This window comes from Tessaracoccus pujii, from assembly GCF_055326215.1.
Window position 1 is genome coordinate 137,929 of sequence record NZ_JBUZNP010000005.1, and the last position, 21,376, is coordinate 159,304.

General features: G+C 71.7%; 22 protein-coding genes and 1 tRNA gene. 15 read left to right on the forward strand and 8 right to left on the reverse strand.

The genetic code is table 11. The features are described 5' to 3' along the window. The first annotated feature begins 20 nt into the window (after positions 1-20). Genes ACZK5N_RS08965 through ACZK5N_RS08990 form a run of 6 tightly spaced genes read left to right on the forward strand, consistent with a single transcriptional unit; the run spans position 21 to position 6,179 of the window. Positions 21-302, forward strand: coding sequence for a DUF2249 domain-containing protein (locus tag ACZK5N_RS08965; protein ID WP_459018943.1), 282 nt, complete (start codon positions 21-23; stop codon positions 300-302). After that, on the forward strand, positions 302-760 hold the full coding sequence (locus ACZK5N_RS08970) for a hemerythrin domain-containing protein (RefSeq protein WP_459018944.1): 459 nt from the start codon (positions 302-304) through the stop codon (positions 758-760). The genes ACZK5N_RS08965 and ACZK5N_RS08970 overlap by 1 nt, the downstream gene beginning before the upstream one ends. Continuing rightward, positions 720-1,823 (forward strand): DUF8744 domain-containing protein, encoded by a 1,104-nt coding sequence (locus ACZK5N_RS08975; RefSeq protein ID WP_459018945.1) that lies wholly within the window; start codon positions 720-722, stop codon positions 1,821-1,823. Before ACZK5N_RS08970 ends, ACZK5N_RS08975 begins: the two co-directional genes overlap by 41 nt. Further along, complete coding sequence (locus ACZK5N_RS08980; RefSeq protein ID WP_459018946.1) at positions 1,820-4,417, forward strand: multicopper oxidase domain-containing protein; 2,598 nt, start codon at positions 1,820-1,822, stop codon at positions 4,415-4,417. The genes ACZK5N_RS08975 and ACZK5N_RS08980 overlap by 4 nt, the downstream gene beginning before the upstream one ends. Positions 4,418-4,465: 48 nt before the next feature. Continuing rightward, the gene (locus ACZK5N_RS08985; RefSeq protein WP_459018947.1) at positions 4,466-5,845 is read left to right on the forward strand and encodes a UTP--glucose-1-phosphate uridylyltransferase; all 1,380 of its coding nucleotides are present in this window, start codon (positions 4,466-4,468) and stop codon (positions 5,843-5,845) included. Next, positions 5,838-6,179, forward strand: a complete 342-nt coding sequence (locus ACZK5N_RS08990) for a hypothetical protein (protein WP_459018948.1) — start codon at positions 5,838-5,840, stop codon at positions 6,177-6,179. The genes ACZK5N_RS08985 and ACZK5N_RS08990 overlap by 8 nt, the downstream gene beginning before the upstream one ends. A gap of 65 nt (positions 6,180-6,244) precedes the next feature. Here the strand turns inward: ACZK5N_RS08990 and mscL are convergent, their stop codons facing one another. From mscL to ACZK5N_RS09010, 4 genes are all read right to left on the reverse strand, one after another. Next, positions 6,245-6,610, reverse strand: coding sequence for a large conductance mechanosensitive channel protein MscL (gene mscL, locus ACZK5N_RS08995; RefSeq protein ID WP_459018949.1), 366 nt, complete (start codon positions 6,608-6,610; stop codon positions 6,245-6,247). 165 nt (positions 6,611-6,775) lie between these two features. Next, a complete protein-coding gene (locus tag ACZK5N_RS09000) occupies positions 6,776-7,396 on the reverse strand; it encodes an SAF domain-containing protein (RefSeq protein WP_463624808.1) in 621 nt (206 codons plus the stop codon). 61 nt (positions 7,397-7,457) lie between these two features. Beyond that, positions 7,458-7,727: an FmdB family zinc ribbon protein gene (locus ACZK5N_RS09005; protein ID WP_459018951.1), complete on the reverse strand. Its 270-nt coding sequence runs from the start codon at positions 7,725-7,727 to the stop codon at positions 7,458-7,460. A 40-nt stretch (positions 7,728-7,767) separates the two neighbouring features. Next, positions 7,768-8,349, reverse strand: coding sequence for a 5-formyltetrahydrofolate cyclo-ligase (locus ACZK5N_RS09010; protein ID WP_459018952.1), 582 nt, complete (start codon positions 8,347-8,349; stop codon positions 7,768-7,770). Between the two features lie 18 nt (positions 8,350-8,367). Here ACZK5N_RS09010 and ACZK5N_RS09015 point away from each other — a divergent pair, with 18 nt between their 5' ends. The 3 genes from ACZK5N_RS09015 (at position 8,368) to ACZK5N_RS09025 (ending at position 10,619) form a co-directional block, all read left to right on the forward strand. Further along, positions 8,368-9,660 (forward strand): molybdopterin molybdotransferase MoeA, encoded by a 1,293-nt coding sequence (locus ACZK5N_RS09015; protein ID WP_459018953.1) that lies wholly within the window; start codon positions 8,368-8,370, stop codon positions 9,658-9,660. A 91-nt stretch (positions 9,661-9,751) separates the two neighbouring features. Continuing rightward, positions 9,752-10,486 (forward strand): hypothetical protein, encoded by a 735-nt coding sequence (locus ACZK5N_RS09020; protein WP_459018954.1) that lies wholly within the window; start codon positions 9,752-9,754, stop codon positions 10,484-10,486. Positions 10,487-10,543: 57 nt separating this feature from the next. After that, positions 10,544-10,619 (forward strand) — tRNA-Ala (locus tag ACZK5N_RS09025). Positions 10,620-10,656: 37 nt separating this feature from the next. Here ACZK5N_RS09025 and ACZK5N_RS09030 read toward each other — a convergent pair. Then, on the reverse strand, positions 10,657-11,847 hold the full coding sequence (locus ACZK5N_RS09030) for a MarP family serine protease (protein WP_459018955.1): 1,191 nt from the start codon (positions 11,845-11,847) through the stop codon (positions 10,657-10,659). Between the two features lie 70 nt (positions 11,848-11,917). Between ACZK5N_RS09030 and ACZK5N_RS09035 the strand changes: the two genes are divergently transcribed. Together ACZK5N_RS09035 and nhaA are read left to right on the forward strand one after the other, a co-directional pair. Continuing rightward, positions 11,918-12,514 carry a hypothetical protein gene (locus ACZK5N_RS09035; RefSeq protein ID WP_459018956.1) on the forward strand — a complete coding sequence of 199 codons (597 nt, stop codon included), beginning with the start codon at positions 11,918-11,920 and terminating at the stop codon, positions 12,512-12,514. Positions 12,515-12,754: 240 nt separating this feature from the next. Next, positions 12,755-14,029, forward strand: coding sequence for a Na+/H+ antiporter NhaA (gene nhaA / locus ACZK5N_RS09040; protein WP_459018957.1), 1,275 nt, complete (start codon positions 12,755-12,757; stop codon positions 14,027-14,029). A 4-nt stretch (positions 14,030-14,033) separates the two neighbouring features. On the opposite strand, the gene ACZK5N_RS09045 is transcribed toward nhaA, so the two are convergent. Further along, a complete protein-coding gene (locus ACZK5N_RS09045) occupies positions 14,034-14,525 on the reverse strand; it encodes a flavin reductase family protein (protein ID WP_459018958.1) in 492 nt (163 codons plus the stop codon). Positions 14,526-14,578: 53 nt separating this feature from the next. Beyond that, on the reverse strand, positions 14,579-16,009 hold the full coding sequence (locus ACZK5N_RS09050) for a uracil-xanthine permease family protein (protein WP_459018959.1): 1,431 nt from the start codon (positions 16,007-16,009) through the stop codon (positions 14,579-14,581). A 93-nt stretch (positions 16,010-16,102) separates the two neighbouring features. Here ACZK5N_RS09050 and ACZK5N_RS09055 point away from each other — a divergent pair, with 93 nt between their 5' ends. Continuing rightward, entirely contained in the window at positions 16,103-17,194 is a 1,092-nt protein-coding gene (locus ACZK5N_RS09055; RefSeq protein ID WP_459018960.1) for an FAD-dependent oxidoreductase, read from the forward strand. Here the strand turns inward: ACZK5N_RS09055 and ACZK5N_RS09060 are convergent. Continuing rightward, positions 17,191-18,744, reverse strand: coding sequence for a dolichyl-phosphate-mannose--protein mannosyltransferase (locus ACZK5N_RS09060; protein WP_459020466.1), 1,554 nt, complete (start codon positions 18,742-18,744; stop codon positions 17,191-17,193). The genes ACZK5N_RS09055 and ACZK5N_RS09060 overlap by 4 nt on opposite strands. Positions 18,745-18,769: 25 nt before the next feature. Between ACZK5N_RS09060 and rsmI the strand changes: the two genes are divergently transcribed. From rsmI to rsmA, 3 genes are read left to right on the forward strand one after another with little or no spacing between them, the layout of a single operon-like run. Then, complete coding sequence (rsmI, locus tag ACZK5N_RS09065) at positions 18,770-19,621, forward strand: 16S rRNA (cytidine(1402)-2'-O)-methyltransferase (protein WP_459018961.1); 852 nt, start codon at positions 18,770-18,772, stop codon at positions 19,619-19,621. Next, positions 19,618-20,484: a TatD family hydrolase gene (locus ACZK5N_RS09070; RefSeq protein WP_459018962.1), complete on the forward strand. Its 867-nt coding sequence runs from the start codon at positions 19,618-19,620 to the stop codon at positions 20,482-20,484. Before rsmI ends, ACZK5N_RS09070 begins: the two co-directional genes overlap by 4 nt. Beyond that, positions 20,477-21,340, forward strand: coding sequence for a 16S rRNA (adenine(1518)-N(6)/adenine(1519)-N(6))-dimethyltransferase RsmA (gene rsmA, locus ACZK5N_RS09075; protein WP_459018963.1), 864 nt, complete (start codon positions 20,477-20,479; stop codon positions 21,338-21,340). The genes ACZK5N_RS09070 and rsmA overlap by 8 nt, the downstream gene beginning before the upstream one ends. Positions 21,341-21,376: the final 36 nt, after the last annotated feature.

A 21,376-nucleotide genomic window follows, 5' to 3' on the forward strand; every position in this document is an offset into this window, starting at 1 on the left:
CTTGTAGTAATCTGTGGCGCATGACAGAGATCTCCCTCACCCCGAAGTCAGGCTGCGGTTGCGGCGGTCATGACGAGTCCCTCCCCGAGCTCGACGCGCGCGTGATCCCTCACGCCGTCCGGCACGCGGCCATCCACGGAGTCGTCGACGGGCTGCAGCCGGGCGCCGCGTTCGTGCTGGTGGCCCCCCACAACCCCGTCCCGCTCCTGCGGCAGATCTCGGAGCGCCACGGCGACGCCATCGAGGTCAGCTACGTGGAGGAGGGGCCCGAGGCCTGGAAGCTGAAGCTGGCACGCGTCTGATGTGCAGCTACTGCGGGTGCGACTCGATCACGGTGATCGGCCGGTTCATGGCCGAGCACGTCACCATCGTCAACGCGTGCGGCCAGCTGCGCCGCGCCGTCGTCGACGGAGGTGACGTGCCGGGGCGCGCCCGCGACCTCGCTCTCCTGCTCGGGCCGCACACGCAGTCCGAGGAGGTGGGCCTGTTCTCCGTCATGAAGCGCCGCGACGAGTTCGCCGACCACGTGACCACGCTGTGCGGCGAGCACCGCTCCCTCGACGAACTCCTGGCTGCGATCGCGGCGGGTGACCATTCGCTGATGGACTCCTTCGAGGTGGCCCTGCGGGACCACATCGACAAGGAGGACAACGGGCTCTTCCCCGCCGCGGCCCTCGGCCTCGACGGCGACGAGTGGACCGAGATCGACGGCAGGACCCATGAGCACGATCACGCCTCCGGCACCGCGCACCACCACTGACGCCCCCGCCGCGACACTCCGGCTCCGCGTCGCCCTCGTCGCGCTGGCCGGGGTGTCGCTGCTGACGGGCCTCGACGCGGCCCTTCTCCGGTTGGGCCTGTGGGCGCCGGTGGCCTCGGACCGGCTCGCCGACCTCCACGGTCCGGCGATGACGCTGGGTTTCATGGGCACTCTCATCTCCCTGGAGCGGGCGCAGGCGCTCCGCCGGCCCGTCGCCTACCTGGCGCCTGCCCTGCTGGCCACGGGATCACTGGCGCTGATCCTCGGCGCCCCGCCCATGCTCGGCGGGCTGCTCCTGCTCGACGGTGGGGTCGCGTTCCTCGCGGTGGCGGTGGCGCTGTGGTTCCGTGCCCCGCTCCCCTTGGTGGCGGCGCAGGCGCTGGGCGCGCTCTTCGTGCCGCTCGCCGCAGCGGCCCTCCTCGCCGCCGACGTCACGGCCGCGCTCCCACTCCTGGCCGCCTTCGTCGTGATCACGATCGCGGCCGAGCGCGCCGAGCTGGCGCAGCTCATCATGGGCGCCCGCGCGGTGCCGACCCTCCTTGCCCTGGCGACGGTGGTCGCGCTCGGCGCAGCCGTCGCGGCCGCGCTGCCCGCCGTGGGCTTCCGCGTACTTGGGGTGGGGTGCGTCCTCATCGCCGCGTGGCTGATCCGCGACGACGTGGGCCGGCGCATGATCCGCGCCGCCGGCTTCCGCCGATTCAACGCCGCCGCTCTCCTCGCGGGCAACCTCTGGCTCGCGGTGGCGGGCGCGGTGTGGGCCGTCGTCGGACAACCCGCCGCCCACGGCCACTACGACGCCACCATCCACGGCGTGTTCCTCGGCTTCGGTGTGTCTATGATCATGGCCCACGCGCCCACCATCTTCCCGGCCGTCATCGGCCGCCCCCTGCCGTACCGGCCGTCCATGTGGCTCCCGCTCGGGCTGCTGCACGTGGGCATGACGGCCCGCATCCTCGGCGACCTCCTCGCCGTGGGTGACCTGTATCGAACCGGAGGAATCGTGACCGTTGCTGCGTTGCTGGTCTTCGCGCTCACCGTCGTCGCGTCGGCGGTGCGCGGGTGAGGCGCCGACGGTCGCTTCGCGACTACGCGCTGGTCCTGTGGCTGGTGGCCGCCGTGGTGGTGGCCGTGGCGCATCGCTGGATCCCTGAATCCACCTGGCTGTTGGTCCATCTCGTCGCGCTCGGCGCGCTGACCCACTCGGTGATGGTGTGGAGCGCGCACTTCACGGCCGCACTGCTCAAGACACGCGACGACGACGCCACCCGCCGCAGGGCGGACGTGCGCCTCGCCGTGCTGGGGCTCGGGTCGCTTCTGGTCTTCGTCGGCGTCCCGACGGCGCAGTGGTGGCTGGCCGCGGCCGGCGCCACCGTCGTGTCCGCGGCGGTGCTGTGGCACGGGGCCGTCCTGGTGCGTGACCTCCGGCGCGCCCTGCCGGGGCGGTTCCGGGTCTGCATCAGGTACTACGTCGCGGCTGCGGCCTGCCTCCCGGTCGGTGCCGGGTTCGGCGCGGCGCTCGCGTGGGGCCTGGACGACCGCTGGCACGCCGCCCTGCTGGTGGCCCACACCATGACGATGCTGCTCGGCTGGATCGGGCTGACAGTGGTGGGCACGTTCGTCACGTTCTGGCCCACGGTGCTGCGCACCCGCATGGACGACCGCGCCGAGCGGCTGGCCAGGCAGGCGCTGCCCGCGCTGCTCACGGCGATCGCCGTGGTGGTGGCGGGCTCGCTGGTGGGCGTGCGACCGCTGGCGGTGGCCGGACTGGTGGCCTATTCGGCCGCGCTGGTGTGGTGGGGGCGGTGTCTGGTGCGGCCCTTGCGGGCGAAGCCGCCGCGCGAATTCGCCGCCGCGTCGATCCTTGCCGGGGCCGTCTGGGGCTGCGTGGCGATCCTCGCCACCGCCGTGCACATCGGGCGCTCCGACGACGTGGAACTGGCCTCCGGCTACCCCATGCTGGCGTCGCTGTGGGTGGTGGGCTTCCTGCTGCAGCTCGTGACCGGGGCCCTGTCCTACCTCCTGCCCTCGGTGATCGGGGGAGGCCCCCGCGTGGTCCGGGCGGGGGCCGCCGAGTTCGACCGGTTCGCGACCGTGCGGCTCGTCGTGATCAACGGCGGGCTGCTCGCGTGGGTGGCGCCCTTGCCCAGCTGGGTCAAGGTGACCGTCTCGGTGCTGGTCCTCGCCGCGCTGGCAACGTTCCTTCCGCTCATGATCCGGGGGATCCGGGCGTCCGTGGCGGAGCGCCGCCGGGCCATGGCCGGCGAGCCGGCGGCCGAGATGACGGAACGGCGAAGCGTCTTCACCGGGGACGGCCTCGTGGCGGGCGTGGCGGCGCTGGCCATCGCGCTCAGCGTCGGCGTGGGCCTCGATCCGGCGGCGGCCGGCCTGGCGTCGACCACCGCCCCGGCCTCGTCCGTGTCGGCCACGGGCGACACCGTCAGGGTGGAGGTGGCGGCCCGCGGCATGCGGTTCGTGCCCGACCGCGTGGAGGCCCGGCCGGGGGACCGGGTGATCATCGAGCTGGTCAACGAGGATCCCACCACCGTGCACGACCTCCTGATCGGCACCCTCCGCACCCCCCGGCTGGCGCCAGGGGAGAGCGCGGAGCTGGACCTGGGCGTGGTCGGGCAGAGTATGGCGGGCTGGTGCACCGTCGTGGGTCACCGGCAGATGGGCATGACGTTCGAGGTGGTGGTGGCAGGCGCGCCGGCCGCCGGCTCCGATGCCGCGGGCGAACCGGAGCACGGGCACAGGCCCGTGGCGGGTGACACGGACGCGGAGCTGAGCGCCGTCGTCGACCCGGTGGCACCACCCCTGACCGACGAGACGGTGCGACGCTACGAGTTTCGCGTCACCGAGGTGCCGCTCGAGGTGGCGCCGGGGGTGTGGCAGCGACGCTGGACCTTCAACGGCGGGAGCGTCGGACCGACCCTCCGCGGCCGCGTCGGCGACACCTTCGAGATCACGCTGATCAACGACGGCTCCATGGGGCACTCCATCGACTTCCACGCCAGCGCGCTCAACCCCGAGGGGCCGATGCGCACCATCGCGCCCGGGGAGCGGCTCACTTACCGCTTCACGGCCCAGCGCGCGGGGGTGTGGATGTACCACTGCTCCACGATGCCGATGAGCGCGCACATCGCCGCCGGGATGCACGGGGCGGTCATCATCGAGCCCGCGGCAGGCCTGCCGGAGGTGGACCGCGAGTACGTCGTCGTCCAGTCCGAGGTGTTCCTCGCCGACGACGGCGCCACCGCGGAGGCTGCGACGGACGTCGACGCGGACGCGGTGACGGCGGAGCAGCCCGACCGCGTGGTGTTCAACGGGGTGGCCAACCAGTACGACCAGCGGCCGTTCGTCGCGCGGGTGGGGGAGCGGGTCCGCTTCTGGGTGCTCGACGCCGGCCCCAACCGCTCCACCAGCTTCCACATCGTGGGCGCGCAGTTCGACACCGTCTACCGCGAGGGCGGCTACCTGCTCAAGGAGGGCCTCGACCCGTTCGGCGGCACCGGTGGCGGCGCCCAGACGCTCGCGCTCGGGGCGGCCGAGGGCGGGTTCGTGGAGCTCGAATTCCCGGAGCCGGGCCGCTACCCGGTGGTCAGCCATGTCATGGTCGACGCGGAGCGCGGTGCCCATGGCATCGTCGAGGTGTCCTGAAGCGGGTGGCCTAGGATCGGTCTGGAACCGCAACGAAGGGAAACAGCCGTGTCTGAAGCCGGCCTCAACGCCGCCCGCCAGAAGATGATCGACGCCGGGGTCGCGGCCCCCGCCATCGAGGTCTTCTCCCGTTTCTACGAGCTCCTCGAATCGGGCGCCACGGGCGTGATCCGCGAGGACACCATCGATCCGCTGCTGGATCCGCCGATGCTGGCCGATGTGGACATCACGGAGGCGGAGGCGCGCGACGCGATCGGGAAGACCGTGATCATCAAGCTCAACGGTGGCCTCGGCACCTCGATGGGGCTGGACCAGGCCAAGACTCTGCTTGAGGTCCGCGACGGGCTCACCTTCCTGGACCTCCTCGCCCAGCAGGTGCTGGCGGCCCGGGACCGCTACGACGCCCGCCTTCCCCTGCTGCTCATGAACTCGTTCCGCACCGAGGCGGACACGCTTGCCCATCTGGAGCGGTACCCGGAACTCCCCGTCGAGGATCTGCCGCTCAGCTTCATGCAGAACCAGGAGCCCAAGCTCCGCGCGGACGATCTCACCCCCGTCGAGTGGCCGGCCGACCCCACGCTGGAGTGGTGCCCGCCCGGACACGGGGATCTCTACCCCGCACTCGAGGGCTCAGGCGTGCTGGACCAGCTGCTCGAGCACGGCTTCCGCTACGCGTGCGTCTCCAACGGAGACAACCTCGGCGCGGCGCCCAACGCCACCATCGCCGGGTGGTTCGCCCGGTCCGGTGCCCCGTACGCTGCCGAGGTGTGCCGCCGCACCATCAACGACAAGAAGGGCGGCCACCTGGCAGTCCGCAGGTCCGACGGCCAGCTGATCCTCCGCGACACGGCGCAGACGGCCCCGGAGGAGATGGACTTCTTCACAGACGAGCACCGCCACCCGTTCTTCCACACCAACAACCTGTGGTTCGACCTCCAGGTTCTCCGCGACACTCTCACCGAACGCAACTCCGTGCTCGGGCTGCCGCTCATCCGCAACGAGAAGACGGTGGACCCGTCCGACGGCGACTCGACGCCGGTGATCCAGGTGGAGTCGGCCATGGGCGCGGCCATCGAGGTGTTCGAGGGAGCCACCGCCATCTGTGTGGGCCGCGACCGCTTCCTCCCCGTCAAGACCACCAACGAGTTGCTCCTCCTCCGCTCGGACGTCTACGACCTCACCGACGAGGGGCGCCTCGTCGCCACCACGACCGCGTCCCCGGAGATCAGCCTCGACCCGCGGTTCTACAAGAAGGTGGGCAAGTTCCTCGCCCGCATCCCCGTGGCGCCCTCGCTGCGCCGGGCCACGTCGCTGAAGGTGGAGGGGGATTGGACGTTCGGCGCCGGGGTCAGCGTCGTCGGTGCCGCAGAGTTGGCCGATGAGGGGTCTGCGCAGAGCGTCCCCGACGGCGCCATGCTCGGTGGCTGACGCGGACCTCGCGGTCGCGTTGGGTCTGGCGCTGACCGGCCGGCGGCTTGACGTGAGTACCCCGTCGGCGCTGGTCGACGAGCTCGCCGGGCTGGGCTTCGACGCCGGGGCGCTGGCCGCCCTGCGCGCGCAGCGCCAGCGGGCCCGTGAACCCTGGCCCTTCGCGGTGCCGCTGGAGGTGCGCCGCGCCCTCGGGTTCGCCCGCTTCGACGCCGCCCTCGCTGAGGCTCGGGAGGCGTTGGGCCTCACGGGGGCCACTCCTGCGCCTCAGGGGACGCGGCCGCTGGACCGCGACGAACTCCGGCTCGCCGCGGACCGGCCGCCGCACTGGTGAGGCCGGGAACGCCACAGGGGCGCCACCCCCCTAGAGGGTGACGCCCCTGTGAGAGGTCTGTCAGCTCAGACGCGGTTGGTGGTCAGCGCGTCGCGGATCTCCTCGAGCAGCGCCTCGGACTTGGTGAGCGCCGGGGCCTCGGCCTCGGTCCTGGCGAAGCGCTCCTTGGCCTTGGCGTAGGGCAGCACAACGCCGAAGTACACGACGGCGGCCACGATGACGAATGCGACGAGCGCGGTGAGGAAGACGCCAACCGAGACGCCGCCCGGCTTCCACGCCGAGAAGTCCGGGGTGCCGCCGAGCTTGCCCAGCACGTCCATGAACATGGTGGTGAACGCGGTGACGACGGTGGCGAACGAGGCGCCGACGACGAACGCGACGGCCAGCTCGATGAGGTTGCCGCGCAGGATGAATTCCTTGAAGCCCTTCATGGGGTTCGGTCTCCTTGTGTGTTCCGCCGGAGGGCGGAGATGTCCCGTCGACAGAGAATTGACCGACGGGGTGGCCCAGTGGGACGGCAGGGCGCCATCCGGACCGGGGGCGGTGAGCCCAACGAGACGCTATCCGGGGTCGACGGACGCGTCAACCGGAGGGTGTCAGGCCACGCCGAGGATCACGCTGAGCTGCCCGGTCTGCCCCAACGCCGCGACCGCGGGGGCCTCCTCAGCGGGAACGTCCACCAGGACGAGTCCGTCCGAGCCGACACCGGCCACGGCCAGCGCCGAGCCTCCGGGCGGCGACGGCAGCGCCGCCACCCTCGCGTCCCGGGTCAACACCTCCGCAGACTCCGACGCGGTGACCACGAGCGTGACCGCGTCCCCCGGGCGGAGGAGGGACCGGAGTTGATCGTCGGGAAGGGCGATCGGCACGACGGCGCGCCCAGCGGCCACGCTCTGACCGGTGGCCAGGAGCCCGGGCTGGAGGACGGTTCCGGCCGCGAGGCCCACGGCCGTCACCTGGCCCACCACGTCGTCGAGGCCCGGCGGATCACCTGAGGGCGCGAGATGGGCGGGGAGGTCCCTGAGGGCCACGTCGGTGGAGGCGATCTGGTGCCCGGCCGGCAGTCCCGCCGCGGTCACCGCAGCCCGCACCGTGGGACCGTCGGGCTCCTGCAACCAGGTGGCGACGAGCAGGACGGAGAGGGCGGCCAGCAGGGCAGCGACGGCGCGACGGTGCCAGGACACGAACGCCGCGACGCGCGTAAGGATGCGTCTCATGCCCCTTGATCGTGCGCGGGGCCTTCGATGTCCCGTTGTCCACAGGACGGTCGCGCCGGGATCAGGCCGACTTGGCCTCCGCCTTGGGTGCGGCCCCCGCCTTGGCCGGCTCGCTCTTCGCGGCGGGCTTGGCCGCGGTGGCCGCGGTCTTGGCGGAGCGGGAGTCGGTGGCGTAGAAGCCCGATCCCTTGAACACCACGCCCACCGCGCTGAACACCTTACGCAGGTCGCCGTCGCACTGCGGGCAGTCCGTCAGCGCGGGGTCGGTGAACTTCTGCACGGCCTCGTGATCGGTGCCGCAATCGGTGCAACGGTACTGGTAAGTGGGCATACAGGGTTCCTCGGTGGGAGACGACTCCACCCATGGTAGTTCAGAGCGGCAGGAGGACCGAAACGAGTTCGGTGACGTAGCCGTCCACCGGACGGTCGTGGGGGAGCGTGAGCGGTGCCATGTCGTCGAGCACCTCGGCCTCCCGGGCGAGCGCGATCACCGTGGACCGGGCCCCCCGGTGCGTGAGCGCCCGGTCGTACCAGCCGCCGCCGGTGCCGAGCCTCGACCCGTCGCGGCCCACGGCCAGGCACGGCACGACGATGAGCCGAGCTTCGGCCAGGACCTCCGGCGGAAGGGCCGGGCCGTTGGGATGCGGGATGCCGCCCCAGCCCGCCGTCGTGGCCTCCCACCCGTCGAACTCCGCCCACGCCACCTGCCGGACCAGCTTCGGGAGCAGCAGTCTCCAGCCGCGGTCCGCCAGCGCGTCGATGAGGTCAGAGGTGCCGGGTTCTCCCCGTCGGGCGGCGTAGACGGCGGCCGTCCCGACGGGGAGCCCGTCGGCCAGGGCCAGCGCGTGCCGGGTGCGGGCGGCGTTGTCAACCACCCATTGCCCGGATGTCACGCGGGCGCGCTCCGCCGAGATCCGGGCCCGCAGCGCGTCCTTCCGGGCGGAGAGGGTCATTGGCCTATCGTAGGCACCATGGCTTGGTTTGCGCGGAAGAAGCAGGAGCCCGTCGTCGGCGAGGACGTGGTGGTGGAGGAGCCACGTCTTCCGGAGCCGCCGGCCCTGGACGCTGCCGGGCTGCGCAGTGTCGCGGATCACACCGGGTACCTGCTCAGCCTCGTCGAGCCGTTGCGGCCGTTCGGCATGGCCCTGCTCGAGGCGCTGGACCAGGTGATGTGCGAGGACATCGACTCGATGATCGCCGTACCGCCCAACAGCACCGCCAAGGTCCCCGGCTACGCGGTGCGCGCCAAGGATCTGACAGACGACGACGGCCACCTGGCCGAGCCTCTGGAGATCGTGGACCTCGGCGTTGAGCGGCTGCCCGAGGGCGCCGCGGCCGCCGTCGCTCCGGGTGAGGTACTGCCCCGCGGTGCCAACGCCGTCCTCCCCGCCACCTTCGGCACCCTCGAGCACGGGCGGGTCCGCCTGATCGAACGCGTGAGCGACGGCGAGTACGTGCGCGCGGCGGGGGAGCATCTGCGCCTCGGCACCCGGTTGCTGAGTGAGGGTGACGTGCTCGACGATCGGGGCATGGGGCTGCTGGCCAGCGCCGGCATCGACAAGGTCATGGTCCGGCCGCGGCCGCGCGTGGTGGTGGTCAGCTCCGGCGAGCACCTCATCGACCCCACCAGCAGCGTCCAGCACGGCGAGGTCACCGACGCGAACTCCTTCATGATCGCCGCCGCCGCCAAGCGTGCCGGGGCGACGGTGTTCCGGGTCGCCGTGCACTCCAACGACCGCGAGGCCATCATGGAGGCGGTCACGGACCAGCTGATCCGCGCGGACCTTGTGATCTCCACCACCGGCGGCCGCCGAGAGGACTACGAGGCGGTGGCCGCCGTCATGAGCGATCTGGGGCTGGTGGACACGGTCAACGTGGCCATGTCCCCGGGCCGCACCCAGACGTTCGGACTGGTCGGGGAGGACCGGGTGCCCATGCTCATGCTGCCCGGCAACCCGGTCAGCGCCTACGTGTCGTTCCACGTCTTCGCCCGCCCGCTGATCCGTCAGCTCATGGGGACCCGGACCGAGCACCGCGCCGTGCGGGCCCTCGCCTCCGTCGGCCTCCGCTCGCACCGCGGCCAGATGCACCTGCTGCGCGGACGCGTCACCACCGAGGGCAGCATCCGCCACGTCGCGCAGGTCTCCGAGCCGTACGCGCTGGGGGAGCTGGCCCACTCCAACGCCCTCATCGTCCTCGACGAGCACGTGGACCAGGTCAAGGCGGGCGAGGCCGTCAAGGTGTGGCTGTTCGACGAGGAGTGACGCCGCCCGCGACAAGTTCCTGACCAGCGATCCTGCCGACTCGCCGCAGCCAGGGACGCAAATCACACGGTTGTTGTTTAACGTAGGCCACGTGCTCGCCGGAATCCTCATCGCCATCGTCGTCCTCGTCGGTCTGGCACTCGGGTTGCCCTGGGTCCTGAGCACGCAGGAGGTCGACGGCGACCTCGACGGGGACCCCACCCAGCGCTTTTCGGACTCGGTGCGGATCCTCAGCCGCGACGTCGTGGACTACGTGGAGGCCGACGACGGCGCCCGGGTCTCCACACCCCTCACCCGCCGTGCGGAACTCAATGAACTGCGCCTCGTGGCGCGGCAGGCCGCGCGCCGTCGGCTGGCCGCCATGGCCGTGCTGGCACTGGCGCTCGTCACGTTGACGGTGCTGGCCGGCCTCGGCATCGTCGGCTGGTGGACGCTGCTCATCCCCGGCGGGCTCCTGGTGGCGTTCATGGCAGTGGCGCGCCTCTCCGTCGTCGCGATGCAGCGCAGCCTCGACGCCCGCGCCGCAGCGGTGCGGACAGGCTTCGACGAGGACGAGGACACCGTCACGATCGACCTGACGGACCGCGAGGCCACCGAGAACATCGAAATCTCCATCGACCTCTCCATGCCCACCACCATGGGCGCCCTGTGGGACCCCATTCCGGTCGCGCCCGCCACCTACGTGCAGCAGCCCCTGCTGCCGCGCACCGTGCGCACCATCGACCTGTCGGCGCCGGTGACCGGCTCGACGCTCATCCCCACCGCGGACAACCCGGCGGAGACGCCGGCCGCGGCCACCGTTCGACCCCAAGCCGTCGGGGAGTAGCGGCGCGGGCCTGACTTGGAGTCGGGCTCGGCACGGTGCTAGGCTTTCGATGCTTCTGGGGCTATGGCGCAGTTGGTAGCGCGTCTCGTTCGCAATGAGAAGGCCGGGGGTTCGAATCCCCCTAGCTCCACCAGGGCCGGTCCACGGACCGGCCTTTTTCACGTCCCGGCTCAGGCTGCGCAGCCCTGAGTGCTGACCTCACCCGTGGCCGAGGCGGCGCCGTCGATCAGGGCGGTGGTCTGGGAGTTGGTGAGGGCGTAGGCGGTCTCGGGGTCGGCCAGCGAGACGGCGAAGACGGTCCCCGCCACCTCACCCGCCTCCGTCAGCACGGGGCCGCCGGAGTTGCCGGGCTCGGCGTGCGCGCGCAGCGCGTAGACCTCGCGAGTGACGCCCGTGGAGCCGTAGATGTCGTCGCCCTGAGCGTTGATGGTGCCTCGGACGCGCCCCGACGTGACGGTGTAGGGCCCGCCTCCCGGGTAGCCCGCCACCGCGACCGGCGTCGATGAAGCCAGCGCCGCGGACCGTGGCAGCGGCTCGGCCCGCAGGCCCGGCACGTGGAGGACGGCCACGTCGAGGTCGGGATCGAAGGCCACCACCGTGGCGGCGAGCTCCCGACCCCCCACCTGCACGGCCACGTCGTCGGAGCCGGCCACCACGTGGGCGTTGGTGACCACCCGCTCCGGTGCGCTGACCCACCCGCTGCCCGTGTTGGCGGCCAGTGGGCCGCGACACTCGGGCACCGCGGCCGCGATCCTCACCACGCTGTCCGCCGCCCCCCGCACCCCCCGTGACTCCGCGGTGCCGTCGTCCGGGTCGGGCACGGGAAGCTCCGGCTCGGGGAAGAGGCCGCTGAAGACGCGGGGGAAGCCGGCCGCATCGAGCACGTCCGTGAGCCGCGACGCCTGCCTCGCGGCCTCCGCCGGCAGGGCGCGTCCGATCACGCCCAACGCCCTCGACCCGTCGATGGTGCGGGCCCACTCGCTCGGTGCGATGGGCTTGATGGCGGCGGCCAGCACGCCGATCACCAGGGCGGAGACCAGGACCGCCCCGCCCGCTCCGAGGAGCGCATCGACGGGGTTCGGGCTCCGTGCCCCGCGGAAGCGGCGGCCGATGGACCCGATCAGCGCATCGCCCAGAGCAGCGCCGAGAATCGCGGAGGTGATGAGGGCGAGCATCTGCAGCAGGATCGGCCACGCCGAGCCGACGGCGGCCACCACCTGCGGCCCCGCCCACAACCCCGCGACGATGCCGACGACGGTGCCCGCCAGCGAGAAGGCCCCCGCGAGCAGCCCCGCCCGCCACCCGCGGACCGCATAGCTGACCAGCATGGCGACGATGACTGCGTCGAGGATCCAGTTCATGAGGGCTCCTGGCGGTGTGGACCACTCCAGAGTGCCAGGCGCCCCCGCAGGGTCGCGTAGCCTGGAGGGCGTGTCCGAGCCCCGCAAGCCCCGCCGCCCCGCGCTGAGGGCGCCGTCCGTGATCGACGAGATGGGCGAAGGCGTGGACCCCGTCGCGGACCTGCACGCCGCGCACGAGACGGCTGCGGCGCTGGTAGGGGCCGGCCGGACCGGGCGCGACGCGGCAGTGACCGCGCGCCTCATCACCGTCGTCGACGAGGTGGGCATCACCACGCTGGCGGACCTGTGGTCCTCGCGCCCCGCGCGGTCGCTGCCCGGCGTGCTGTATCGCCTGTACGTGCTGCGCGAATGGGTTCAGCGTCACCCGCACGACGCGGCGCGTGAGTACGCGGCGGGCGTGCACATTTCGGAGCCCAACCACGCCGTCGCCGGGGCGGATCCCACCGGCCCGGACGAGGTGCGCCGCGTGGCCGACGACATCCTCAGGGGAGTATTCGACGGTGACCTCGGCCTGGCCTTGGAGCGGGCCGCCGCCTTCGCCCGTGTCGTGTCCGCCGGCCGCGGCAACCTGCAGCCCAGTGACGACGTGCACGCCGACAGGCTGATGAGCCTGGCGGAGGATCTGGCGGCGAGCGCCCGGTTGTGGCGCCGCGGCGAGCTGGAGTGACGGGTCTTTGCCCCGACGGTGTCGCCGGGTATCCTCGGTCCCGTGCCGAGCCGCGGTAGCCCCGGGCTCCAACCTTTGCCGCTGAGAGCGGCCCCGCGCCGAGAGGCGCTCCCGGCTCGGCACACCACCCACGTCCGCCCGAGCCGGGATCGTCGGGTATCTTAGGTCCCCGGAGTGTCGGGAAGCCTGGTCGACGTCGTGGCCGGCATGCCGGTCGTCAGATCGACCGAAGGGACCATCATGACCACTCCATCCGAGCTGGGCCGCCGCCAGCGCCTCCGTCGCTGGGTGACGCTCGAGACCACCAGCGGGGTTCTCCTCCTCATCGCCGCCGTGATCGCCCTGGTCTGGGCCAACTCGCCGTGGCACGAGGGCTACGCCGCGCTGTCGGAGACGGTGATCGGGCCGGAGGCCCTCCACCTGGACCTCTCGCTCGCCAAGTGGGCCGCGGACGGCCTGCTGGCGGTGTTCTTCTTCATCGTCGGCGTCGAACTGAAGCACGAGATGGTCGCGGGCAGCCTCCGGCGACCCCGCGAGGCCGCGGTGCCGGTGTTCGCCGCCCTCGGCGGCATGATGGTGCCGGCGCTCATCTACGTCGCCGTCGTCACTCTTCTGGGGGACCGCACCGCGCTGCAGGGCTGGGCCATCCCCACAGCAACGGATATCGCCTTCGCGATCGCCGTGCTGGCCATCTTCGGCCGCGGCCTGCCCCGGGCGCTGCGCACCTTCCTGCTGACGTTGGCCGTCGTCGACGACCTGCTGGCCATCGTCATCATCGCGGTGTTCTACACCGCCGGGCTGGATCTGCTCTGGCTCGGTGCGTCGCTGGTCGCCGTCGCGCTGTTCGCGTACGTCGTACGCAGCCGCAGGCCGGCTCCATGGCTGCTCCTGGCGCTCGCCCTGGCCGCGTGGGCGCTCATGCACGCCTCAGGTGTGCACGCCACCATCGCCGGCGTGCTGCTGGGCTTCGTCGTGCCCGCCCTCGCCATCCACGGCGAGACCGAGACTCGCACCCACCGTTACGAGCACGCCGTCCGGCCGTTCTCCTCGGGCATCGCGCTGCCGCTGTTCGCCTTCTTCTCCGCCGGTGTCTCGATGGTCGACGGCGACGGCCCCGCCAGCGTGCTGGGGCAACCCGTGGTGCTGGCCATCGTGCTGGGTCTCGTCCTCGGCAAGCTGGTGGGGGTCCTCGGCTTCACGGCCCTGGTGACGAGGTTCACCCCGCTGCGCCTGCCGGACAGCATCGGCCTGCGTGACCTCCTCCCCATCGGCTTCCTCACCGGCATCGGCTTCACCGTCTCGTTGCTCATCGCGGAACTGTCCTTCCCGGATGCCGAGCACACCGCGGGGGCCAAGCTGGCCATCCTGCTCGCCTCGTTCCTGGCCGCCGTCCTCGCCGCGATCACCCTGCGGTGGGACGCGCGCAAGCTGCGCAGCCGCGACATGAACCAGGACGGCATGCCGGACATGCACAGCGCCCCCATCCGTGACGCGCGGGACGTCTCCGACGACTGACCCGTCAGCCTCCGGCGTGCGGGCTGGGGGCGAGGGGCTGGAACTGGCGCATGTGGTACGCCAGGGACGCGACACCGGCCACTTCGGCCGCGGACACCGTGCCGAGGATGATCGTGTGGTCCCCACCCGGCTCGAACGTCAGTTCGTCGCAGCGCAGCCAGGCCACGACGCCGTCGAGGTGGGGAAGGCCGTGGTCGTCGTGCCAGGACAGGCCGGCGAACCTGTCCGCGACGTCGCGGCGCGCGAACCTGAGCGCGACGTCGGCCTGTTCGGCGGCCAGTACGTTGACCCCGATCCGTCCGGAAGCCCGGACCCGTTCGATCATGCCCCCACGGTTGTCCAACGCCATCAGAACCATCGGGGGCGCGATGGACAGCGACGCGAACGCGGAGACCGTCGTGCCCGTCGGGACGCCTTCGATGGCGGTGGTGATCACGGTGACCGGCGCCGCCACGCGCGCCATGGCGTCGCGGAAGGTGCTCTGCAGGTGGTCCACGCGCCCCACCGTATCGCCCCGCGGCAACCCCGCCGCGGGGCGTCCGGACCGGGTCAGCGCGCGGCGTCGTCCTCGTCGACGTAGATGCCGGGGGCGTCGTAGATGATCGACGCGCCGTCGGCCGCCTCGCGCATGGAGCGCGGTGCGATGAGCCGGGCCAGGTGGTAGATGCCGATGGTGACGATGGTGCCCAGCGCGATGCCGCCCAGGTCGAATCCGCCGCCGAAGGGCAGGGTCACGTTGCCGACGCCGATGATGATGCCCGCCGCGGCCGGGATCAGGTTGAGCGGGTTGCCGAAGTCCACCCGGTTCTCCTTCCAGATCTTCGCGCCGAGCAGGCCGATCATGCCGTAGAGCACCACGGTGATGCCGCCGAGCACCGCCCCCGGGGTGGCGGAGATCACGGCGCCGAACTTCGGCGAGAAGCCGAAGAGGATGGCCACGAGCGCGGCCACCATGTACGCGGCGGTGGAGTACACACGGGTGGCGGCCATCACGCCGATGTTCTCGGCGTAGGTCGTGGTGGGACCGGCGCCCACGAAGGTCGCGATCATGGACCCTGCGCCGTCGGCGGCGATGGCCCGACCCATGACCGGATCCAGGTCATCGCCGGTCATCTCCGCGACGGCCTTGACGTGGCCGGTGTTCTCGGCGATCAGCGCGATGACCACAGGGAGCGCCACGATGATGGCAGCGAACGAGAAGCTCGGGAGATGGAAGCCCACCACGTTGTCCGCGGCGCCGTAGGTCCAGTTCGCCAGGTCTGTGACGGGGGGCAGGCCGAACCAGTCGGCGTTGGCGACGGCGGACCAGTCCACGCGCAGCTGTTCGGTGACGGTGCCGTCCTCGGCCACCTTCCGCAGCGGGCCGAACACCAGGTCGAACACCCAGCTGAGGAGGTAGCCCACCACCAGCGACAGGAAGATGGCGATGCGACCCATGAAGCCGCGCAGCCCGATGCTGAGCGCGATCACGATGAGCATCACGGTGAAGGCCAGCCAGGGGTCCACGGGCCAGTACACGGAGGCGACGACGGGGGCCAGGTTGAAGCCGATGAGCATCACCACGGCGCCGGTCACCACGGGAGGCAGGGCCGTGTGGATGATGCGGGCACCCGCGAAGTGGATGATGAGGCCCACCATGAAGAGCGTCAACCCCACGACGAACAGCGCGCCGGTGAGGTCCGCCGGATCACCGCCGGCCGTGTAGACGGCCGTGGCCACGCCCACGAAGGACGCCGACGAACCCAGGTAGCTCGGCACCCGGTGCTTGACGGCGAACAGGAACACCAGCGTCGCGACGCCGGACATCATGACGGCGAGCTGGGGGTTGAGGCCCATGAGCAGTGGGAAGACGAAGGTGGCGCCGAACATGGCCACCACGTGCTGGGCGCCGAGCCCGACGGTGCGGCCCCAACTCAGCCTCTCCGTCGGCTTCACGACCGCGTCTGGTTCGAGGACTCCGTTGTTGTGCAGCTTCCACATGGGGCGCATTCCTTTCGTCGGCCAGATGTTACTGCCTGCCCGACGCGGCCCCCGCACCGGCACCCGCGGACGGTCACGGGTTAGGCTGGGCCCATGGCGCACGACGTGGTGGTCCTGGGGGCGAGCGTCGCGGGACTGACAGTGGCCCGCCGTCTGGCGACGGAGGGCTACGACGTGCTGGTGCTCGACCCCAATCAGGAGTTTCGAAGCGCCGCGATCGGGCACGGGGTCGCGGCGGTGGGGCACGCGTCGACGGTGGCCGCGATGGCCCACGCCTACGGCGCAGAGGGGGTCCTGGAACATGCCCGCCGCAATGTCGCGGCGATGGCGGAGATCAGGCAGATCTACCCGGAGGTGGCGTCGATGCCGCTCCGCGACGGGTCGCTGCCGGGCGGGGACGACCGCGAGACACGAAAACTGGCCGACATGTACCGGGCCGCGGGGGTGGACGCGACGGTGGTTCCCGGTCGCGACGGCGCCATCCTCCTCACCACTGCGCTGAGCGTCGACCCCCTGGCCTACGCGATGGCGCTACGCGCCGCAGCCGTGGACGCGGGCGCGCAGGTGGTGCACAGCGTGACCGTCACCCACCTCAGGCGCGTCGAGGGCCTTACGCGCGTCGGATTCCGCAACAACCTGGCCTGGGTTCGGGAGCTGGGGACGGTCAGCGGCGTGGCCGTCATCGACACGCTCGGAGTCAGTCCCTGGGGCCGGGTGGCCCGCGTCGGCCCCGCCCAGTGGGTCCCCGTCGTGCACTGCCGCCCCGCCCGCCCCGTGAGTGAGATCAGCCTCCACGCCTCCGGGCAGGCGTGGATGATCCGGCCTCTGGGGGAGCGCGTGATGGTGCTGGGCCAGAAGGTCACGCTCTCGTCGATCGACGCCGCCGCCGCGGAGCTGGTCACCTGGGCGGCCACCGAGTTGGGCGCATCGGCGGTGGAGACCGGCCACCTCGCCATCGATCCCAGCGATCACGGCCGCCCCGTCGTCGGCGCCTCCGCGATCCCGGGCGGGTTCTACGCGCGCGGCAACGGTCGCGGCGAACTGATGAACGGCACCGCCAGCGGTTACTACCTGGCCGGCCTGCTGCTGGGCGACGGCTCGCCCGTCAACGCGCTGCCCAGGCTGAGCCGCATGCGGGCGTACGGGTCACGGCTCCTCAGGCACCGCGATGGCTCAGGACACTAGATCCAGGCGTTACCGAACCACATCCGCAGGAGCCACGCCGGCCGGGTCATGACCTCGGCGGTGAGGATGGGGTAGAAGAACGCGAAGTTGAGGATGATGAGGGCGAGCAGCACGCCCACCGCCATCGCACGCCAGCGTCGACGCGGGTGGTGCGCGGGGCCGAGCACCTTGCCCATCGCCATGGCGAGCGCGGTGGCGCTGAACGGGATGATCATGATGGCGTAGAAGAAGAACAGTGGGCGCCCGGCGTAGCGGAACCACGGTACGTAGGTGGCCGCCACGGCCAGCAGCGGCACGGCGAAGCGCCAGTCGCGGCCCATCACCCACCAGACGAGGCCGGCGCCGAGCGCCAGCGCCGCCGCCCACCAGAGGAGCGGTGTGCCGATGCCGTTGACGATGCTCACGCAGGTGGTACCGACGGCCTCGCAGCCCTGATCCCCGGGCTGGATGTCGTTGATCGCGTAGATGGCGATGGGGCGCTGCAGGAACAGCCAACCGGCCGGGTGCGCCTCGTAGGAGTGTGTGGCGTCGACCATCATCCCGTCGCCGGTGTGGAAGCGGTACATCTCCACGTGGTAATGCCACAGCGAACCCAGCGCCTCACCGAACCGCTGAACCACCCGGTCGTCCGGATTGTCGGCGCCCCACCCCCGGTAGTAGCCGCCGTCGGTCTGCAGCCAGCGGAACCAGGAGGCCAGGTAGACGGGGACCGCCACCACGACGAGATTGACGAACGCCATGGGTGCGTCCACCAGCAGCGACCACCACTGCCTCCGGCCCGCGCCGGCGAGGCGTCGCGCGCCCACGTCCCAGAACACCACGAGGATCCCGAAGACGGCGATGAGGAACAGCGAGTTCCACTTCACCGACACGGACAGGGCGAACATCAGCCCCGCCGCCAGGCGCCACGGACGCCAGAGCAGGAGCGGCCCGAACGAGCCCCCGAGGTCCGGGAGGCCCCTGCTGCGCAGATGGTCCGCCAGCCTGTGCCGGAACCAGTCGCGGTCCGCCACCAGCGCCGCGACCCCGGCCACCGCGAACGTGGCCTGGAAGATGTCGAGCAGCGCGATCCGGCTCATCATGAACGCCAGTCCGTCGAACGTGAGCAGCAGCCCCGCCACCCCGCCGATCAGGGTGGAGCGCGACAGCCGTCTGGCCATCCGGATGGTGAAGAACACCAGCAGCGTGCCGAACACCACGGCCATGAACCGCCACCCGAAGGGGTTCATGCCGAACATGGCCTCGCCGGCCGCGATGAGCAGCTTGCCCACCGGCGGATGGACGATGTAGGCCGCAGCCTCCTTCATGCCCGACAGGTCCCCGGCGAGGATCATGTCGTTGGCGTCGTCGACCCACTGCCGCTCGTAGCCCGACTGCAGGATCGCCCAGGCGTCCTTGGCGTAGTAGGTCTCGTCGAACATGAGGGCATGCGGTGTGCCGAGGTTGTAGAGGCGCAGCAGGAAGGCCATCGCCGTGATGCCCAGGGTGACGATCCAGCCGACGGTCCGGTCCCGGAGGCGGCCGTCGTCGAGAGCCTGGAGGGTCGTCAGCACACAGGCATCATAGGCTGAGGCCATGCACCCCCTCCCTGACGGAGCCCTGATCCTGGCCGCCACGCCCATCGGCTCGTCCGACGACGCCAGCCAGACCCTGCGCGACGTCCTGGTGGCCGCGGACGTCATCGCGGCCGAGGACACCCGTCGGTTCCTGCTCCTGACCAAACGGCTCGGCATCGACCCGCAGGGCCGGGTGCTCAGCTACTTCGAGGGCAACGAGATCGCCCGGACCGCAGAGCTCGTCACCGCCGTCGCGGCAGGTCGGCGGGTGGTGCTGGTCACGGACGCGGGCATGCCGTCGGTGAGCGACCCGGGATACCGGCTCGTCGTGGCGTGCGTCGACGCCGGCCTCCGGGTCACCGCGGTCCCGGGGCCGTCGGCGGTGCTGACCGCGCTGGCGGTCTCCGGCCTACCCGTGGACCGGTTCTGCTTCGAGGGATTCCTGCCGCGCAAGGCAGGGGAGCGCAGCAGGCGGCTGGCCGGCCTGGCGACCGAGGAGCGCACGATGGTGTTCTTCGAGGCGCCCCACCGGCTGGAGGAGTTCCTGCGCGACGCTGCCCGCGAGCTGGGCGAGGGCCGAGCGGGCGCGGTGTGCCGCGAGCTCACCAAGCCGTTCGAGGAGGTGGTCCGCGGCCCGTTGGCGGAGCTGGCCGTGTGGGCCTCGAACGGCGTGCGGGGCGAGGTGACGGTGGTGATCGGCGGCGCCGAGGCCGCGACCGAATCGGCGGAGGACGCGCTGGCGCTGGTTCGGCAGGCCAGGGCCGGCGGTGCGAGACTGTCAGAGGCGGTGGCGGACGTGGCCCGGCTCACCGGCGCCAATCGCAAGGAACTGTACGCAGCCGCGTTGGCGGACAAGGAGATCCCGCAGTGAACCCCCTCGAGGCCCTCGACCTACCCCGGCTTCCGGAGGCGCTGCCGCGCCCTGTCGTCGACAACCACACGCACCTGTGGACCACGGCGCAGTACTCCGGGCTGCAGCCCGCCGATTCGCTGCGGCTCGCCGCCGAGGTGGGGGTGACGCGGGTGATCGAGGTGGGCTGCGACCCGGAGTCCGCGCGGTTCGCCGTCGAGCTGGCCACGGCGGAGCCGTCGGTGCGGGCCGCGGTGGCGCTGCACCCCAACGACGCCGCCCGCACGTTCCTGCGCGACGGCGAGTCGGGGCTGGCCGCCGTGCTCGCCGAGCTGGAGCCGCTCGTCGCGCTGCCTGTGGTGGCGGCGGTGGGGGAGACCGGACTGGACTACTACCGGACGCGGGAGCCCGAGGGTCGCGGCGCACAGGAGCGCTCCTTCCGGGAGCACATCGGGTGGGCCAAGGTTCACGGCAGGACGCTGATGATCCACGACCGCGACGCCCACGATGACGTGCTGCGCGTCCTCGACGACGAGGGGGTTCCCGAACGTGTGGTGATGCACTGCTTCTCCGGGGATGCGGACTTCGCCCGGCGCTGTGTCGAGCGCGGCGCGTTCCTGTCGTTTCCCGGCGTGGTGACGTTCGGGTCGGCCGGTGCGCTGCGCGAGGCTGCGCTCGCCACCCCGCCGGACCGGATCCTGGTCGAGACCGACGCGCCGTATCTCACCCCCGCGCCCCAGCGGGGCAGGGCCAACGCGCCCTACCTGCTGCCGCACACCGTGCGGTTCATGGCGGATCTGCTGGGTGTGGAGCTCGCGGAATTCTGTGACCAGATCGTGGCCAATACCGCTGCGGCGTACGGGCACTGGGGCTCCGATGCCTGAGCTCGGATTGTTGGACCCCGCGTCGGTGCGGCGCATCGCGGCTGAGCTGGATCTGCGCCCCACGAAACAACGGGGCCAGAACTTCGTCGTCGACCCCAATACCGTGCGCCGGATCGTCGCCTTGTCCGGCGTGACGGCCGAGGATGTGGTGCTGGAGATCGGGCCCGGCCTCGGCTCCCTCACGCTCGGGCTGCTCGAGGCGGGTGCCCGGGTGGTGGCCGTCGAGATCGAGGAGCGGCTCGCCCAACGCCTGGAGCGGACCGTCCAGGAGCGGATGGGCGACGACGCGGCCGCCCGGCTCACTGTGGTCAGCGCCGACGCGCTCCAGGTGGACGCACTGCCGGGACCCGGGCCGACGTCGCTGGTGGCCAACCTTCCCTACAACGTCTCTGTGCCGGTGCTGCTGCGCATGCTGGAACTGTTCCCGGGCTGGCAGCACGGTCTGGTGATGGTGCAGCTGGAGGTGGCGGACCGGGTGGTCGCTCCCCCGGGTAGCAAGGTCTACGGCGTGCCGAGCGCCAAGGTGGCCTGGTACGCGGAGGCCGTGCGCGTGGGGACCGTGCCGCCGAAGGTGTTCTGGCCGGTGCCGAATGTCGATTCAGGGTTGGTCCGGATCGCAAGGCGACCCGCCCCGGCCGCCACGGCCTCGCGGGAGGACACGTTCCGGGTGATCGACGCGGCCTTCTCCCAGCGTCGCAAGATGCTGCGTGCGGCCCTGTCGGGGCTGGCGGGGGCGGGTTTGTCGGCGTCGGACCTCATCGACGCCGCAGGGGTGGATCCACAGCTGCGGGGGGAGATGCTGGGCGTGGCGCAGTTCGCCGCGATCGCCGAGCAGTTCACGGGGCGGATGCGCTGACGAACACGCTGGGCGCCAGCGCCCGAGTGCGCTAGG

Bases quoted from the DNA above. Each gene is read 5' to 3' on its own strand.
- ACZK5N_RS09000 (WP_463624808.1), bottom strand. From the start codon at position 7,396: ATGAGACGCATCCTTACGCGCGTCGCGGCGTTCGTGTCCTGGCACCGT.
- ACZK5N_RS09010 (WP_459018952.1), bottom strand. From the start codon at position 8,349: ATGACCCTCTCCGCCCGGAAGGACGCGCTGCGGGCCCGGATCTCGGCG.
- rsmA (WP_459018963.1), top strand. From the start codon at position 20,477: ATGCCTGAGCTCGGATTGTTGGACCCCGCGTCGGTGCGGCGCATCGCG.
- ACZK5N_RS09015 (WP_459018953.1), top strand. From the start codon at position 8,368: ATGGCTTGGTTTGCGCGGAAGAAGCAGGAGCCCGTCGTCGGCGAGGAC.
- ACZK5N_RS08975 (WP_459018945.1), top strand. From the start codon at position 720: ATGAGCACGATCACGCCTCCGGCACCGCGCACCACCACTGACGCCCCC.
- mscL (WP_459018949.1), bottom strand. From the start codon at position 6,610: ATGAAGGGCTTCAAGGAATTCATCCTGCGCGGCAACCTCATCGAGCTG.
- ACZK5N_RS09050 (WP_459018959.1), bottom strand. From the start codon at position 16,009: ATGTGGAAGCTGCACAACAACGGAGTCCTCGAACCAGACGCGGTCGTG.
- ACZK5N_RS08965 (WP_459018943.1), top strand. From the start codon at position 21: ATGACAGAGATCTCCCTCACCCCGAAGTCAGGCTGCGGTTGCGGCGGT.
- rsmI (WP_459018961.1), top strand. From the start codon at position 18,770: ATGCACCCCCTCCCTGACGGAGCCCTGATCCTGGCCGCCACGCCCATC.
- ACZK5N_RS09030 (WP_459018955.1), bottom strand. From the start codon at position 11,847: ATGAACTGGATCCTCGACGCAGTCATCGTCGCCATGCTGGTCAGCTAT.
- ACZK5N_RS08970 (WP_459018944.1), top strand. From the start codon at position 302: ATGTGCAGCTACTGCGGGTGCGACTCGATCACGGTGATCGGCCGGTTC.
- nhaA (WP_459018957.1), top strand. From the start codon at position 12,755: ATGACCACTCCATCCGAGCTGGGCCGCCGCCAGCGCCTCCGTCGCTGG.
- ACZK5N_RS09005 (WP_459018951.1), bottom strand. From the start codon at position 7,727: ATGCCCACTTACCAGTACCGTTGCACCGATTGCGGCACCGATCACGAG.
- ACZK5N_RS09055 (WP_459018960.1), top strand. From the start codon at position 16,103: ATGGCGCACGACGTGGTGGTCCTGGGGGCGAGCGTCGCGGGACTGACA.